The organism is Pseudomonas sp. S3_E10 (assembly GCF_054667615.1).
Genome location: NZ_CP162743.1, coordinates 1,504,860 through 1,520,654, shown reverse-complemented (window position 1 = coordinate 1,520,654; position 15,795 = coordinate 1,504,860). Strand labels below are relative to the sequence as shown.

General features: G+C 60.8%; 15 protein-coding genes. 3 read left to right on the top strand and 12 right to left on the bottom strand.

What is annotated here, in order from left to right; genetic code table 11:
• Position 1: 1 nt before the first annotated feature.
• The 6 genes from AB4N98_RS06790 to AB4N98_RS06765 form a co-directional block, all read right to left on the bottom strand.
• Positions 2–463 (bottom strand): YehS family protein, encoded by a 462-nt coding sequence (locus tag AB4N98_RS06790; RefSeq protein WP_017529765.1) that lies wholly within the window; start codon positions 461–463, stop codon positions 2–4.
• Between the two features lie 67 nt (positions 464–530).
• Entirely contained in the window at positions 531–1,241 is a 711-nt protein-coding gene (locus AB4N98_RS06785) for an rRNA pseudouridine synthase (protein ID WP_065877189.1), read from the bottom strand.
• Between the two features lie 118 nt (positions 1,242–1,359).
• A complete protein-coding gene (locus AB4N98_RS06780; protein ID WP_017529763.1) occupies positions 1,360–1,830 on the bottom strand; it encodes a GNAT family N-acetyltransferase in 471 nt (156 codons plus the stop codon).
• Positions 1,831–1,931: 101 nt separating this feature from the next.
• Complete coding sequence (rimO, locus tag AB4N98_RS06775; RefSeq protein ID WP_017529762.1) at positions 1,932–3,272, bottom strand: 30S ribosomal protein S12 methylthiotransferase RimO; 1,341 nt, start codon at positions 3,270–3,272, stop codon at positions 1,932–1,934.
• 183 nt (positions 3,273–3,455) lie between these two features.
• Entirely contained in the window at positions 3,456–3,791 is a 336-nt protein-coding gene (locus AB4N98_RS06770; RefSeq protein ID WP_017529761.1) for a helix-turn-helix domain-containing transcriptional regulator, read from the bottom strand.
• A complete protein-coding gene (locus AB4N98_RS06765; RefSeq protein WP_017529760.1) occupies positions 3,788–4,111 on the bottom strand; it encodes a type II toxin-antitoxin system RelE/ParE family toxin in 324 nt (107 codons plus the stop codon). Before AB4N98_RS06765 ends, AB4N98_RS06770 begins: the two co-directional genes overlap by 4 nt.
• A 414-nt stretch (positions 4,112–4,525) precedes the next feature.
• Here AB4N98_RS06765 and AB4N98_RS06760 point away from each other — a divergent pair, with 414 nt between their 5' ends.
• From AB4N98_RS06760 to AB4N98_RS06750, 3 genes are all read left to right on the top strand, one after another.
• A complete protein-coding gene (locus AB4N98_RS06760; protein WP_017529759.1) occupies positions 4,526–6,427 on the top strand; it encodes a potassium transporter Kup in 1,902 nt (633 codons plus the stop codon).
• A gap of 136 nt (positions 6,428–6,563) precedes the next feature.
• On the top strand, positions 6,564–7,670 hold the full coding sequence (locus AB4N98_RS06755; protein WP_460149326.1) for an NADH:flavin oxidoreductase/NADH oxidase: 1,107 nt from the start codon (positions 6,564–6,566) through the stop codon (positions 7,668–7,670).
• A 272-nt stretch (positions 7,671–7,942) separates the two neighbouring features.
• Positions 7,943–8,128, top strand: coding sequence for a hypothetical protein (locus AB4N98_RS06750; RefSeq protein ID WP_017529757.1), 186 nt, complete (start codon positions 7,943–7,945; stop codon positions 8,126–8,128).
• A gap of 110 nt (positions 8,129–8,238) precedes the next feature.
• Here the strand turns inward: AB4N98_RS06750 and AB4N98_RS06745 are convergent, their stop codons facing one another.
• The 6 genes from AB4N98_RS06745 to ydcS form a co-directional block, all read right to left on the bottom strand.
• Entirely contained in the window at positions 8,239–9,864 is a 1,626-nt protein-coding gene (locus tag AB4N98_RS06745; protein ID WP_137219937.1) for a glucan biosynthesis protein D, read from the bottom strand.
• A 270-nt stretch (positions 9,865–10,134) separates the two neighbouring features.
• Positions 10,135–11,559, bottom strand: coding sequence for a gamma-aminobutyraldehyde dehydrogenase (locus tag AB4N98_RS06740; RefSeq protein WP_137219936.1), 1,425 nt, complete (start codon positions 11,557–11,559; stop codon positions 10,135–10,137).
• Between the two features lie 166 nt (positions 11,560–11,725).
• Positions 11,726–12,535, bottom strand: coding sequence for an ABC transporter permease (locus AB4N98_RS06735; RefSeq protein ID WP_116078351.1), 810 nt, complete (start codon positions 12,533–12,535; stop codon positions 11,726–11,728).
• Complete coding sequence (locus tag AB4N98_RS06730; protein WP_017529753.1) at positions 12,525–13,457, bottom strand: ABC transporter permease; 933 nt, start codon at positions 13,455–13,457, stop codon at positions 12,525–12,527. The genes AB4N98_RS06735 and AB4N98_RS06730 overlap by 11 nt, the downstream gene beginning before the upstream one ends.
• A gap of 1 nt (position 13,458) precedes the next feature.
• The gene (locus tag AB4N98_RS06725; RefSeq protein ID WP_460149325.1) at positions 13,459–14,493 is read right to left on the bottom strand and encodes an ABC transporter ATP-binding protein; all 1,035 of its coding nucleotides are present in this window, start codon (positions 14,491–14,493) and stop codon (positions 13,459–13,461) included.
• A 137-nt stretch (positions 14,494–14,630) separates the two neighbouring features.
• On the bottom strand, positions 14,631–15,782 hold the full coding sequence (ydcS, locus tag AB4N98_RS06720) for a putative ABC transporter substrate-binding protein YdcS (RefSeq protein WP_065877183.1): 1,152 nt from the start codon (positions 15,780–15,782) through the stop codon (positions 14,631–14,633).
• Between the last annotated feature and the right edge of the window lie 13 nt (positions 15,783–15,795).

Here is a 15,795-nt window from a genome sequence, read left to right as displayed (position 1 = left end):
TTTACGCACGAACCCGCAGGGTCAGCCCCTTGAGGAAGTTGCGCAGCAACTGGTCACCACAGGTGCGGTAGTTGGTGTGGCCGAACTTGCGAAACAGCGCGCTCAGTTCCGGCTTGGACACCGGGAATTCGGCGGCCTTGAGGATGGCATGCATGTCGTCTTCCTTGAGTTCGAAGGCCACGCGCAGCTTCTTGAGGATGATGTTGTTGGTCACCGGCGTTTCGATCGGCTGCGGTGGACGGCTTTCGTCCTTGCCGCGCTTGAAGATCACCAGGCCGTCCAGAAAGTGGGCCATAACGTCGTCCGGGCAGAACACAAAGCCTTCTTCTTCGTCTTTCTTGAGGTAGGTCAGCAGGTCGTCCTTGGTCACGTCCATGCCGCCGAGCTTGATGATCTCGACCATCTTGTTGTCGCTGATGTCGAGCATGTAGCGCACGCTGCGCAGTACGTCGTTGTGAATCATGGTGGGCAATCCTGGTATTCAACTGAGGGCACCGCCTATCGGGCGGTACCGAGAAAAGGGGAGCGGCTTAGAACTTCTCTTTGCCGGACAGGTAACGCCATTGACCGACCGGCACCTTGCCGATGGACACGCCGCCGATGCGGATGCGGCGAATGGCCACAACCTTCAGGCCAACGGCTTCGCAGAACAACGCGATCACGCCGGGCTGTGGGTTTTTCATCGCAAAGCGCAGGCGGTTTTCGTTCTGCCAGCTGGCTTTGACCGCTGGCAGCTCTTTGCCTTTGTAGGTCAGGCCGTGGTTGAGGCGGTTGAGCCCGTGGGCAACCATGTCGCCCTCGACCTCCACCACGTATTCCTGCTCGATCTTGGCTGCATCGGCGGTCAACTTGCGCAGAATTTTCCAGTCCTGGGTAAAGACCAGCAGGCCGCTGGCCTTGGCCTGCAGGTCGGCGCTGGCGGTCAGGCGCAGGAAGTGGCCCTTGAGCGGGCGCTTGCTGAAGCGGTGTTCTTCGGACAGGGTGTCGGCGCTGATCGAGGCCATGGCCGTCTCGGCATCCACGCCGGCAGGGGCGTGAAGCAGGATGGTCACCGGCTCCGGCGCGGTGGCCTTGGCCTCGGGGTCGAGTTCGACCTTCTCGGTGGTGACCTTGAACTGCGGCTCGTCGATCACTTCGCCGTCCACCGAGACCCAGCCGCCTTCGATAAACAGCTCAGCCTCCCGACGGGAGCAACCGACCAGTTCGATAAGGCGTTTGGAGAGGCGTATGGGGTCAGTCATGACAAGGGCCGTAACAAAAGGGGGCGGCTATTGTACCTGCCTGGCGCCGGTTAATCCCGGCCCCATTTCAGCGCGGTGCTCTATTGATCAAACGCAATTCAAAATGGCGCGGTGTGGGTCAGCCACGGCATCGTTGCTGCTGCTGGCGCAAACGCAGATGCAGCAACGGATAAGGCTGGCCCAGGCCGTCATGCGCCGAACGACCGATTACTTCGAACCCAAACTTTAAATAAAACCCCAGGGCCTGGGGGTTCTGTTCGTTGACGTCCAGTTCCTCGGCGTTCATATGCTCAACCGCATACCCCAGCAGTTGCCGGCCGAGGCCCTGGCCACGGTGCTGTGGGTCGATAAACAGCATCTCCACTTTGCCCGCTGCTACGCCGGCAAACCCGGTGATGCGCTGGCGCGAGTCCTTGGTGCAGATCAGCATCACGGCGTCGAGGTAGCGGGTCAGCACCAACTCTTTGAGCAACACGATGTAACTGTCCGGCAAGAAATCGTGGGTGGCCCGCACCGAAGCCTCCCAGATCCGCGCCAATGCTGGGTAGTCACTGGTTTTAGGTGTGTGGATAACCGAATGCTGACGCATGCCCGCTGCCCCTCGCTGTGAACGGTGCTGATGGGCGAAACAATAGACCTAAAAAAGCCCTGCATCTTGTCCAGAAGCAGGGCTTTTTTATTCTTTACCGATCAGGCGCGTTTTTCCGCCCACAAGTCGTACTCGTCGGCATCGGTCACCGTGCACCACACCTTGTCGCCCGGCTTCAAGCCGCTGGCGTCGTCGATAAACACGTTACCGTCGATTTCCGGCGCGTCGAAGAAGCAGCGGCCAACGGCACCTTGCTCGTCGACTTCGTCGATCAATACTTCGATTTCCTTACCGATGCGCAGTTGCAGGCGCGCCGAGCTGATCGCCTGTTGGTGCGCCATGAAGCGTTCCCACCGGTCTTGCTTGACGTCGTCCGGCACCACGGCCAGGTCCAGCAGGTTGGCGGGGGCGCCTTCCACTGGCGAATACTGGAAGCAGCCGACGCGGTCCAACTGGGCCTCGGTCAGCCAGTCCAGCAGGTACTGGAAGTCTTCTTCGGTTTCGCCGGGGAAGCCGACGATGAAGGTGGAGCGGATGATCAGCTCAGGGCAGATCTGGCGCCAGTTCTTGATGCGCGCCAGGGTCTTGTCTTCGAAGGCCGGGCGTTTCATGGCCTTGAGCACTTTCGGGCTGGCGTGCTGGAACGGAATGTCCAGGTACGGCAGGATCTTGCCAGCGGCCATCAGCGGAATCAGCTCATCGACGTGCGGGTACGGGTAAACGTAATGCAGGCGCACCCACACGCCCAGGCTGCTGAGGGCTTCGCACAGTTCGGTCATGCGGGTCTTCACCGGCGCGCCGTTCCAGAAACCGGTGCGGTATTTCACGTCGACGCCGTAGGCGCTGGTGTCTTGGGAGATCACCAACAGCTCTTTGACGCCGGATTTGACCAGGCGCTGGGCCTCGTCCAGCACATCGCCCACCGGGCGGCTGACCAGTTTGCCGCGCATCGACGGGATGATGCAGAAACTGCAGCTGTGGTTGCAGCCTTCGGAAATCTTCAGGTACGCGTAGTGGCGTGGCGTCAGCTTGATGCCTTGCGGCGGCACCAGGTCGATCAGCGGGTTGTGGTCCTGGCGCGGCGGCACCACGTCGTGCACGGCGTTGACCACCTGCTCGTACTGCTGCGGGCCGGTCACCGCCAGCACGCTGGGGTGCACGTTGCGGATATTGCCTTCTTCCACGCCCATGCAGCCGGTCACGATGACCTTGCCGTTTTCCTTGATCGCTTCGCCGATCACTTCCAGCGACTCAGCCTTGGCCGAGTCGATGAAACCGCAGGTGTTGACCACCACCACATCGGCGTCCTGGTAAGTGGACACGACGTCATAGCCTTCCATACGCAGTTGCGTGAGGATGCGCTCGGAGTCGACGAGCGCCTTCGGGCAACCCAGGGAAACAAAGCCAACCTTGGGGTTGGCTTTTGCGATGGTGGTGGACATGTCTAACCTCGGTATTGAATGACGCCGCCGGTCGTGCACGACGAGGCAACGGACGGGCGCTTGGCGCGCCTCTGATCAAAAAGTGCGCAATTCTAGCGACGGGCAAAGCAATTGACCAGCTTTATGCAGGGAAATGCGACGAGTGCTGCGCTGGGTAATTCGCAGTGCGGCTACTTACGCTTTTTAAGCGTGAACATCTTGCTCTGTACGGTGAGATACGACTTTGGACATCCCCACGCCCAACGCCTGAAGCACTTTGAGCAGGGTGGAGAGCTTCGGGTCGCCGCCGACTGCAATGGACCGGTACAGATTTGCCCGATTGAGTCCCGTGTTCTGGGACAGGTTGAGCATCCCTCCACGCGCTTCCACCACTCGACGGACAGCGACAAGAAAGGCGTCCTCACCACCCGCTTCATCGATTTCTTCAAGTGCGGCGGATAGATACTCCAGAGCGAAGGCTTCGTTGTCTCGGAGCATTTCAAGGACGCTGTCTTCATGAGAGCGAGTACGAATAGTCATTTTTGCTGCACCTTATAGGATTTCCAGAGAGCCTTGGCTTGCTCGATGTCGTTCTGCTGCCTGGCCTTTGAGCCACCGCCCAACAGGAAAACAATTTTTCGGTCCTGGAGTGCGTAATACACGCGAAACCCAGGCCCAAAGTCGAGCTTCATTTCAAAGACCCCATCACCCACCGGCTCGGTTATTCCGAAGTAACCGAGTGACGCTCGGTCCACTCGGGTGGTGATTCTTGCTTTAGAACGATTGTCTTGAACGGTGTCTAGCCAGGCTTGGTAGATATCCACGCCATTGGCGGACAGCACGTGTTTCACTTCGTACATAAGGAATGTACCTTAAAAGAGACATGTCGATGATTGAGTTTCTATATCGACTGCGATCGCCGTGCGCGGGCACGTTTGATAGAGCGAACCAAGCCGGCCAAGGATTTCTTAATCGCATCGTTAAGGTAGGCACCGCCGAGTCGCGCCAAAATATACGGTCGGTGGTAAGTGTGATCAATGCAGGCAAAAAGGCTCCAAAAGGCTGTGTCAGTCATAACTGATCGCCTAAAGCAGCCTCTAAAGCACTTGAGCAGGGAAATGCGACGAGTGCTGCGCTATGCTTCGCGCCGTTACCCACCGGGAAAACCCGTGGGTCAACAAAACGTCTGTTACGAGAAGTAAAACAGCGCATGCTAGGGTCAGCTTAGAGGCGTTGTTTATAAAAGACCGCAGGTCAAAGGGCAGGAGTGGTTGATGGGTCAGGCAAGTAGTCAGGCAGCGGGTGCCGAGCATTCCAACGTCAAGCCGATTGGCATGCTGGTGGCAGCGGTTGGGGTGGTTTACGGCGATATCGGGACCAGCCCGCTCTATACCCTTAAAGAGGTGTTCACCGGCGGTTATGGGGTTCAGGTCAATCATGATGGTGTGCTTGGGATCCTGGCGCTGATCTTCTGGTCGCTGATCTGGGTGGTGTCGATCAAATACATGTTGTTTGTGCTGCGTGCCGACAACCAGGGGGAGGGCGGCATCATGGCCCTGACGGCGCTGGCTCGACGGGCGGCAGGGGAGCGCAGGAAGTTGCGCAGTTTCCTGGTGGTCTGTGGCCTGTGCGGCGCGGCGCTGTTCTACGGCGACAGCATGATCACCCCGGCGATTTCCGTATTGTCGGCGGTAGAAGGCCTGGAACTGGCGTTCGATGGCCTGGAAAAATGGGTCGTGCCCATTGCGCTGGTGGTGCTGGTGGCGCTGTTCCTGATCCAGAAGCACGGCACCGACCGTATCGGCAAGTTATTCGGACCGGTGATGGTGACCTGGTTCCTGGTGCTGGGCGGCCTGGGCATCTATGGCATCTCCCAGCATCCGGAAGTGCTCAAGGCCTTGAACCCGATCTGGGCCGTGCGGTTCTTCGAAGCTCACCCAGGCATTGGCGTGGCCATCCTTGGCGCCGTGGTGCTGGCATTGACCGGCGCTGAAGCGCTGTATGCCGATATGGGCCATTTTGGCCGCAAGCCCATCGCTCGCGCCTGGTTCATGCTGGTACTGCCGGCGCTGGTGCTCAATTATTTCGGCCAGGGTGCCCTGCTGCTGGGCGACCCGGAAGCCGCGCGCAACCCGTTCTACCTGCTGGCGCCGAGCTGGGCGCTGATCCCGCTGGTGGGGTTGTCGACCCTGGCTACGGTGATCGCCTCCCAAGCGGTGATTTCCGGGGCGTTCTCGTTGACGCGCCAGGCGATCCAGCTGGGTTACATCCCGCGCATGCATATTCAACACACCTCCAGCGCCGAACAGGGCCAGATCTATATCGGCGCGGTGAACTGGTCGCTGATGGTCGGCGTGATCCTGCTGGTGCTGGGCTTCGAGTCCTCCAACGCGTTGGCCTCGGCCTACGGTGTGGCCGTGACGGGCACCATGCTGATGACCACCATCCTGGTCTCGGCCGTGATGCTGCTGCTGTGGAAATGGCCACCGGTGCTGGCCGTGCCGGTACTGCTTTGCTGCCTGTTGGTCGACGGGCTGTATTTTGCGGCCAACGTGCCGAAAATCATCCAGGGCGGCGCGTTCCCCGTGGTCGCGGGGATCGTGCTGTTCGTGTTGATGACGACCTGGAAGCGCGGCAAGCAATTGCTAGTAGATCGCCTCGACGAAGGCGGCCTGCCGCTGCCGATCTTTATCAGCAGCATCCGCGTGCAACCGCCCCATCGCGTGCAGGGCACGGCGGTGTTCTTGACCGCGCGGCCGGATGCAGTGCCCCATGCGCTGTTGCACAACCTGCTGCATAACCAGGTGCTGCACGAGCAAGTGGTGCTGCTGACGGTGGTGTACGAAGACATTCCGCGCGTACCGGCCTCTCGGCGTTTCGAGGTGGATGCCTACGGTGAAGGTTTCTTCCGTGTGATTCTGCATTTCGGCTTCACCGACGAGCCGGATGTGCCTCAAGCGCTGAAACTGTGCCATCTGGACGATCTGGATTTCAGCCCGATGCGCACCACCTACTTCCTCAGCCGCGAAACGGTGATTGCCTCCAAACTCGAGGGCATGGCGCGCTGGCGCGAAGGTTTGTTTGCCTTCATGTTGAAGAACGCCAACGGCAACCTGCGCTTCTTCAAACTCCCGGTAAACCGAGTGATCGAGCTGGGCACCCAGGTCGAAATGTAGCCTGGCGCTGTACGGGGGCCGGCAATCGGCTCCCGTTTTGTCTTCTGAACCCTGTGCAATCGAGCGTTGTCGACTAGGCTCTACTCACCGTTAGAGAGTCTTGAAGCTCGCCCACAGAACCCGGAAGAGGTGCGCCATGAGTCAGCTGCTCGAACCCTATACCCTGCGTCAATTGACCCTGCTCAACCGCATTGCGGTGTCACCGATGTGCCAATACTCCAGTGACGATGGCCTGGCCAATGATTGGCACCTGGTCCACCTCGGCAGTCGTGCCGTCGGCGGGGCCGGGCTGATATTCACCGAGGCCACCGCCGTGACCGCCGACGGCCGCATCACCGCCCAGGACCTGGGCCTGTGGAATGACCAGCAGATTGAACCGCTGCAACGGATCACCCGTTTCATTGCCGCCCAGGGCGCGGTGGCGGGGATTCAACTGGCCCATGCCGGGCGCAAGGCCAGCACCCACCGGCCATGGATCGGCAAGCATGGCAGTGTCAAGCCCGAGGATGGTGGCTGGGTGCCGGTAGCGCCTTCGCCGATTGCCTTCGACCCGCAACACACCCAACCCAAGCAGCTGGATGAAGGGCAGATCCAGCAAGTGGTCGCCGACTTTGTCGCCGCCGCCAAACGCGCATTGACGGCGGGTTTCGAGGTGGTAGAGATCCACGCCGCGCATGGTTACCTGTTGCACCAATTCCTCTCGCCCCTCAGCAACCAGCGCCAGGACCAGTACGGCGGCTCGTTTGAAAATCGCATCCGCCTGGTGCTTGAGGTAACCAGGGCCGTGCGCGAAGTCTGGCCCCAAGAACTGCCGCTGTTCGTACGGGTGTCGGCCACCGACTGGGTGGAAGACGGCTGGAACCCCGATGAAACCGTGGAACTGGCGCGCCGCCTGAAAGATTTGGGCGTGGACCTGATCGACGTTTCCTCCGGTGGCACCGCCGCCAATGCCGAGATCCCCACTGGCCCCGGCTACCAGACACGGTTTGCCGAGCGCGTGCGCAAAGAGTCGGGCATCGCCACCGGCACCGTGGGCATGATCACCGAACCGGCCCAGGCCGAGCACATTCTGCGCACTTGCCAGGCCGATATCATCTTCCTGGCCCGCGAACTGCTGCGCGACCCGTACTGGCCGTTGCACGCCGACGATGACCTGGGCGGGCGCAAAGCGATCTGGCCGGCGCAGTACCAACGGGCGACTCATCGGGACCAGCCGATTCATGAGTCTGACTTGCGCGATTGAGTTTTTCTCGGCAGTCGTAAACCCACCCTGAGCCGGTGGGTTTTTTTTTGCGTATGGTCGTGGGATTTGGCTGTAGGTATTTGTTACCGAAGGGGTTTTTTAAGTGAATGCTCTAAAAAAATCCCACACGTAACGAGATTGTTTCTACGCTTAGGGTAGGACTGGTTGCTGGCCCAAGAAGTCAGTCTTGTCCAGGGAGGCGTAGCGCTTCACAGAAGGCACTGGGTGGGTGGGCGCCGTGAGTATTTGATCGAGATCAGGAGAAGCAGTCCATGGCCAAGTCCTATGGTGTAGCGGGTGTGGTGGCGTCTTTTTTGGCCCGCAGGCTGTCCTTGCGTGGTCGCAGGTTGAGTTCGGATGAGGCCGAATTGCTTACGCAGTATCGCGCTTTGAACGAAAACGATCAGGTGGCGATGCGTTATCTGGTGGGAGCGATGAAGAGTGTGTCGCGGTTTTAGGGTCAACGTAGAACCAGGGTGGGAGGGGGCTTGCTCCCGATGCGGTGTACCAGTCGGCTAACCTGTCACTGACACATCACTCTTGAGAGCAAGCCCTTCTCACATGGGTATCAGGTGTACTTGCGCAGCTCCGGCGCCGGCGGGAAGTACTGATACAGCCAGGTTTCACTCAAGGTGCGGTCCTGCGTGCGGATAAACAGGCGCAGCTCCACCGGTTCAACGCTGTCGCTGGTCGGGTACCAATCGAACAGGATGCGGTAGCCCTTGATGTTGTCCAGCACCAGCACGCTGAAGTCTTTCACTTCACCGTGGGAACAGGTCACCACCGGCTCGATCCCGGTGCCGGCGGGCAGGCGATCCAGGCCACCGCCTTTGAAGTCCACGGCGAAACGGCGCGCCCACACGTCCGGGTAATGCTCGCCCGGCGCCCAGCCTTCGGTGAAGCCGCCCATGCCTGAGCGGGTCGCGTCGACTTGCGCCAACGGTGTGCTCACCGGCGGCAAGGCGCTCCAGTACAGCTTGTAGCCGTAGTTGAGCGAGTCGCCGGCCGCCACCGGTTTTTTCGGGGTCCAGAAGGCCACGATATTATCCAGGGTTTCGCCCGTTGTCGGAATTTCCAGCAGGTCGATCGAGCCTTCGCCCCAGGCGGTGGTCGGTTCTACCCACAGGCTTGGGCGCTTGCTGTACCAGTCCACGGTGTCCTGGTAGCTGGCGAACTCATGGTCGGTCTGCACCAGGCCGAAGCCTTTCGGGTCTTTGTCGGTGAAGGTGTTGAACTGCAGCTTGGCCGGGTTATTCAGCGGGCGGCAGATCCACTCGCCATTGCCGCGCCACATCGCCAAGCGGTCCGAGTCGTGGATCTGTGGGTGGATGGTGTCGCACATCCGACGCTCATGGGTGCCGCAACTGAACATGCTGGTCATCGGTGCGATGCCCAGTTGTTCGATGGTGGTACGTGCATTGATATGCGCATCGATGGCCATCACCACCTGGCTGGCCTGGCAGTCGATATCGAAACGGTAGGCGCCGGTGGCGCTCGGCGAGTCGAGCAGGGCGTAGACCACGAAGCGGGTGGCGTCCTTGTCCGGGGTTTCGAACCAGAACTGCGTGAAGTCGGGGAATTCCTCGCGTTTTTTTGCATAGGTGTCGATGGCCAGGCCACGTGCCGACAGGCCGTATTGGCCGGTGGCATCCACCGCGCGGAAGTAACTGGCGCCGAGGAACGACAGCACGTCATGGCGATCCAGTTCCGGTGCCTTGAACAGCTTGAAGCCGGAGAAGCCCAGGTCGCCGGTCAGCTGTTGGGTGTCGACGGTGGTTTTTTCATAGTTGAACAGTGACGGACGAAAGTGCACCTCCCGCGCTTCACGGGTCTTGGGGTCGACGCTGTGCATGCGCACCGGCGTCTTGAAACCCATGCCGACGTGAAAGAACTGCACGTCCAGTTGGCCGTTCAACTCTTTCCACAGCGAATGCTTGCCGTCGTAGCCGATGGCGTTGAAATTCTGCGGGGTCATGCTCGCCAGGGTTGGCGGCAGCACCTGTTTGGTGTCTTTGTACGCGGTCCCGGCGAGTTGCTTGGCCTGGGCTTTCAGCGTGTCGAAGTCGAACGCCACGGCCTTGCCATCGGCGGCGCGGTTACCCGCCCAAGCCTGCGCGGCCAGCAGGCCGCTGGCCGATAAACCGGTGTAAGCCGCAATGGCCATGGACGCTTTGAGCAAATTCCTGCGATGCATAGAGACAACCTGTCGTGAGCAAATCCCGCGCCGTACCTGGCACGTGCTGGATCAGAAATTACGGTTCGGACATGCCTTCGGCCAAACGCAACGGACATTAAACAGACGCCGGATAGCTTAAGCGGTTCGGTGGGGAAGGAAAATTGATTGATGGCGGGGTGATGGCAGTGCATATGAAACAAGACGTTTCCGAGCCTGTGAGGGGAATACCCTACCCCGAAATCATGCAGATAAAAAACGGGGAGGGACTTGCTCCCTCCCCCATTGGCTTCAGTGCTTGAACATCACATGGCGAACGGTGGTGTAGTCCTCCAGCCCATACATGGACATGTCCTTGCCATACCCCGACAGTTTCTGACCGCCATGGGGCATTTCGCTGACGAGCATAAAGTGGGTATTTACCCAGGTGCAGCCGTACTGCAAGCGTGCGGCCAAGCGATGGGCTCGCCCTACATCGGCGGTCCATATGGATGACGCCAGGCCGTAGTCCGAATCATTGGCCCAGTTCAGCACCTGGGCTTCGTCGGCGAACTTGGTCACCGACACCACCGGCCCAAACACCTCGCGGCGCACGATCTCGTCGTCCTGCTGCGCATCGGCCAATACCGTCGGCTCAAAGAAGAACCCATTGCCTTGCACGGCCTTGCCACCCGTGACCAGGCGGATATGTGGCTGCGCCACGGCACGTTCGACAAACCCGGCGACGCGGTCCCGGTGCTGCGCGGTGATCAACGGGCCCAACTCGGTGGCCGGGTCATCCTGCAAGCCGTACTTGATGCTCGACACGGCGATGCCGAGTTTCTCGACGAAGGCATCGTAGATATCCGCCTGGGCATAAATGCGGCACGCGGCGGTGCAGTCCTGGCCGGCGTTGTAAAAGCCGAAGGTGCGGATGCCTTCCACGGCGGCGTCGATGTCTGCGTCGTTGAAAATAATCACCGGGGCCTTGCCACCCAGCTCCATGTGCATGCGCTTCACGCCGTCAGCGGTGCTGGAAATGATATTCGCGCCGGTGGCGATGGAGCCGGTCAACGACACCATGCGCACTTTCGGGTGGCTGACCAATGGGCTGCCCACCGTAGGCCCACGACCGAACACCAGGTTGAGCACGCCAGCCGGAAAAATCCGCGCCGCCAGCTCAACCATGCGCAACGCCGTCAGCGGGGTTTGCTCCGACGGTTTGAGCACCACGGTATTACCGGCGGCCAGGGCCGGGGCGATTTTCCAGGCGACCATCATCAGTGGGTAGTTCCACGGCGCGATAGAGGCGATCACGCCCACCGGATCGCGGCGGATCATCGACGTATGGCCCGGCAGGTATTCACCGCCCGCCGAGCCGCTCATGCAGCGGCTGGCGCCGGCAAAAAAGCGGAACACGTCGGCAATCGCCGGTATCTCGTCGTTCAGTGCGGCGTTGTACGGCTTGCCGCAGTTGTCCGATTCGAGCTTGGCCAGCTCAGCGCCGTGGGCTTCGATCGCGTCCGCCAGTTTCAGCAGCAGCAGCGAACGGTCCTTCGGCGCGGTTTGCGACCAGCTTTCAAAGGCCGCGTCGGCGGCACGCACGGCGGCGTCGACCTGGGCTTCGCTGGCTTCGTTGATTTCCACCAGCACCCGGCCCAATGACGGGTTGAATACGGCCTGGGCCGGGCCTTCGCCTTGTACCAGTTGGCCGTTGATCAGCAGTTTGGTTTGCATGGTTCAGCTCTCCTCAAACGAATGTTATTTCCCTGAAGAAACCGGCTCTAAATGTGGGAGGGGGCTTGCCCCCGATGGCAGTACATCAGACAGCCCTGTATTGACTGAAATACAGCTATCGGGAGCAAGCCCCCTTCCACATTGGAATCGCATTCCTCCAGTCAAGTTATTTACCGCCACTACCGGCCACGCTTTCCCCGCCACGTGTCAGGTAATAGGCCCCCAGAATCGGGACCATCGTCACCAGCATCACCAGCATCGCCACCACATTAGTCACCGGCACGTCCCGTGGGCGGCTGAGCTGGTTGAGCAGCCAAAGCGGCAAGGTGCGCTCGTGGCCGGCGGTGAAGGTGGTGACGATGATTTCGTCAAACGACAGCGCAAAGGCGAGCATGCCGCCGGCCAGCAGCGCCGAGCCCAGGTTGGGCATGATGATGTAGCGAAAGGTCTGCCAGCCGTCGGCGCCCAGGTCCATCGAGGCTTCGATCAGGCTGTGGGAGGTACGGCGCAACCGTGCGATCACGTTGTTGTAGACGATCACCACGCAGAACGTTGCGTGGCCGACGATGATGGTGAACATCCCAGGCTCGATGCCCAGCGTCTTGAACGTGGCCAGCAAGGCGATACCGGTGATGATCCCCGGCAGCGCAATCGGCAGGATCAGCATCAGCGACACACCTTGCTTGCCGAAGAACTCCCGGCGATACAACGCCGCCGACGCCAGCGTGCCGAGCACCATGGCAATCAGGGTGGCAATCGCGGCGATCTGCAGCGACAGCTTGATCGCTTCCAGCACATCCGGCCGGGCGAAGGCCACGCTGAACCACTTCAAGGTAAACCCCTGGGGCGGGAAGCTGAACGCGGCCTCTTCGGTATTGAAGGCGTAGAGGAAGATGATCAGGATCGGGAAGTGCAGAAACACCAGGCCGCCCCAGGCTGCGATTTTCAGGCCCAGTGATGATTGATCAGAGTGCATCGAAGGCCCCCAGGCGTTTGACGATGGACAGGTACACGGCGATCAACACGATCGGCACCAGGGTGAACGCCGCGGCCATGGGCATATTGCCGATGGCGCCTTGCTGGGCGTAGACCATGCCGCCGACAAAGTAGCCCGGCGGGCCCACCAGTTGCGGCACGATGAAATCGCCCAGGGTCAGTGAAAACGTAAAGATCGAACCGGCGGCGATCCCTGGCACCGACAACGGCAGAATCACCTGCATAAAGGTCTGGCGCGGCTTGGCGCCCAGGTCGGCCGAGGCTTGCAGCAGCGACGGCGGCAAACGCTCCAGCGCTGCCTGGATCGGCAGGATCATGAACGGCAGCCAGATATACACAAACACCATGAACCGCCCGAGGTGCGAGGTGCTCAAGGTGCTGCCGCCCACGCCGGGAATGCCCAGCACGAACTGCAACAGCGGCTCCAGCCCCAGGTGCTGCACGAACCACTGCGCCACGCCGCCCTTGGCCAGCAGCAGTGTCCAGGCGTACGCCTTGACGATATAGCTGGCCCACATCGGCATCATCACCGCGATATAGAAAAACGCCTTGGTCTTGCCCGTGGTGTAGCGCGCCATGTAGTAGGCGATAGGGAAGGCCACGATCGCGCTGGCGATCGACACCACGATGGCCATGCTCAAGGTGCGCAGGATGATGTCGAAGTTCGACGGCTGGAACAGCGCGGCGAAGTTGGCCAGGGTCAGGTCCGGCGTGACCGCCATGGTGAAATCGTCGAAGGTGTAGAAACCTTGCCAGAGCAGGGTCAGCAGCGAACCCAGGTAGATCGCGCCGAACCAGATCAACGGCGGTATCAGCAACATCGCCAGGTAGAGGTTGGGCTTGCGGTACAGCAGGTTGGAAAACCTGCGCAGCGGCGGTTGTCGGGAAACGGCCAGGCTCATCTCACACCTCGCCTGTGCTGTCGGCCAGCGGCGTCATGGCTTGCCGCGCCCAGCGTGCGGTGATGGTCTGGCCGACCTGATGCGCACTGCTGGTATCGAGCCACTGGTTGTTGGCCTGGCTGATGTTCAGCGCCTGGCCGTTTGCCAGTTTCAACTCGTAGCGCGTGGCACTGCCCTGGTACTGGATGTCGTGGAGCACACCGCTGATTTCCACGTCACCGGCCGCCACCGGGCCTTCGGCAAAACGCACGTGTTCCGGGCGGATCGAAAACGCCTGCGCACTGCCGCTCAGCAGCTGGGCCAGCTCGCCGCGAATCACGTTGGAGGTGCCGACAAACTCCGCCACGAACGCGGTGGCCGGTTTCATATAGAGGTTGCGCGGGGTGTCGACCTGTTCGATGCGGCCTTTGTTGAATACCGCCACGCGGTCGGACATTGACAGCGCTTCGGTCTGGTCGTGGGTCACGAAGATAAACGTGATGCCCAATTGCCGTTGCAGCTTTTTCAGCTCGCTTTGCATCTGTTCGCGCAGCTTGAGGTCGAGGGCGCCCAACGGTTCGTCGAGCAGCAACACCCGCGGGCGATTGACCAGCGCGCGGGCCAGGGCTACGCGTTGGCGTTGGCCGCCGGAGAGTTGCACCGGTTTGCGCTCGCCATAGCCGCCCAGGGCCACCATGGCCAGGGTTTCTTCGGCACGGCTCAGGCGCTCGGCCTTGCCCACGCCTTTGACTTTGAGGCCGTAGGCCACGTTGTCGCGCACGGTCATGTGGGGGAACAGCGCGTAATCCTGGAACACGGTGTTGACGTCGCGCTGGTAGGGCGGCAAGCCGGCGGCTTCCTCGCCATGAATACGGATCGAGCCCGCGCTCGGCTGCTCGAAGCCTGCGATCAGGCGCAGGCAGGTGGTCTTGCCCGAGCCCGAAGGGCCGAGCATGGAAAAGAACTCGCCGTCCTGGATATCGATGCAAACCCGGTCAACGGCCTTTACTTCGCCGAACTGACGAGAAACGTGGGTGAATTGGACTGCAAGCGTCATGGTGCGGTGCTCCAAAAAAGCATGGGCCGTCGCAGCGGCCCGGCCTGGGCTTCTGAAAAAACAACAGATCTGTGAATACGGTCAGTGTGGGAGGGAGCAAGCCCCCTCCCACAGGGGCCTATGTTGTCTGAAGGGCCTCAGCGCCCACCCATGATCGCGATGTAATCCTGGGTCCAGCGGCTGTACGGCACGAACTTGCCGCCTTCGGCCTGCGGGGTTTTCCAGAAGGCGATCTTGTCGAACTGGTCGAACCCGTTGGTCTTGCAGCCTTCGGCGCCGAGCAGTTCGCTCTCTTTACACGCTGCGGGCACCGCCGGCAGCGAGCCGAACCAGGCGGCCACATCGCCCTGGACCTTGGGTTGCAGCGACCAGTCCATCCACTTGTAGGCGCAGTTGGGGTGTTTGGCCTCGCTGTGCAACATGGTGGTGTCGGCCCAACCGGTGGCGCCTTCTTTCGGGATGGTCGAGGCGATCGGCTGCTTCTCGTTTTGCAGGCCGTTGACCTGATACGGCCAGGCGCTGGAGGCCACCACGCCTTCGTTTTTGAAGTCACTCATTTGCACGGTGGTGTCGTGCCAGTAGCGGTGGATCAGCGGTTGCTGGGCGCGCAACACGTCGAGCACGGCCTTGTATTGGGTTTCGGTCAGTTCGTACGGGTTCTGGATACCCAGCTCCGGCTTGGTCGACTTGAGGTACAGCGCCGCATCGGCGATGTAGATCGGGCCGTCATAGGCCTGCACGCGACCCTTGTTCGGTTTGCCGTCCGGCAGGTTCTGCGCCTTGAACAGCACATCCCAACTGGTGGGCGCGGTCTTGAACACGTTGGTGTTGTACATCAATACGTTCGGGCCCCATTGGTAAGGGGTGCCGTAGGTTTGCTGGCCTACCACGTACCACGGCCCGTCCTTGAGGCGCGGGTCGATGTTTTTCCAGTTGGCGATCAACGCGGTGTTGATCGGTTGCACCCGTTTGCCGGCGATCAAGCGCAGCGATGCGTCACCCGACGCGGTGACCAGGTCGTAACCCCCCTTGGCCATCAGGCTTACCATTTCGTCCGAGGTGGCGGCGGTTTTCACGTTGACCTTGCAGCCGGTTTCCTTCTCGAAACCGGTGACCCAGTCGTAGGCCTTGTCGCTTTCGCCGCGTTCGATATAGCCGGGCCAGGCGACGATATCCAACTGGCCTTCACCTGCGCCAACGGCCTTGAGCGGTTCGGCGGCCTGAACGCTGACGCTGGCCAGCAGCGCGGTGGTCAAGGCGCTGAGTAATGCTGTCTTGTGCGCGGACATGGGGGTTCCCTCT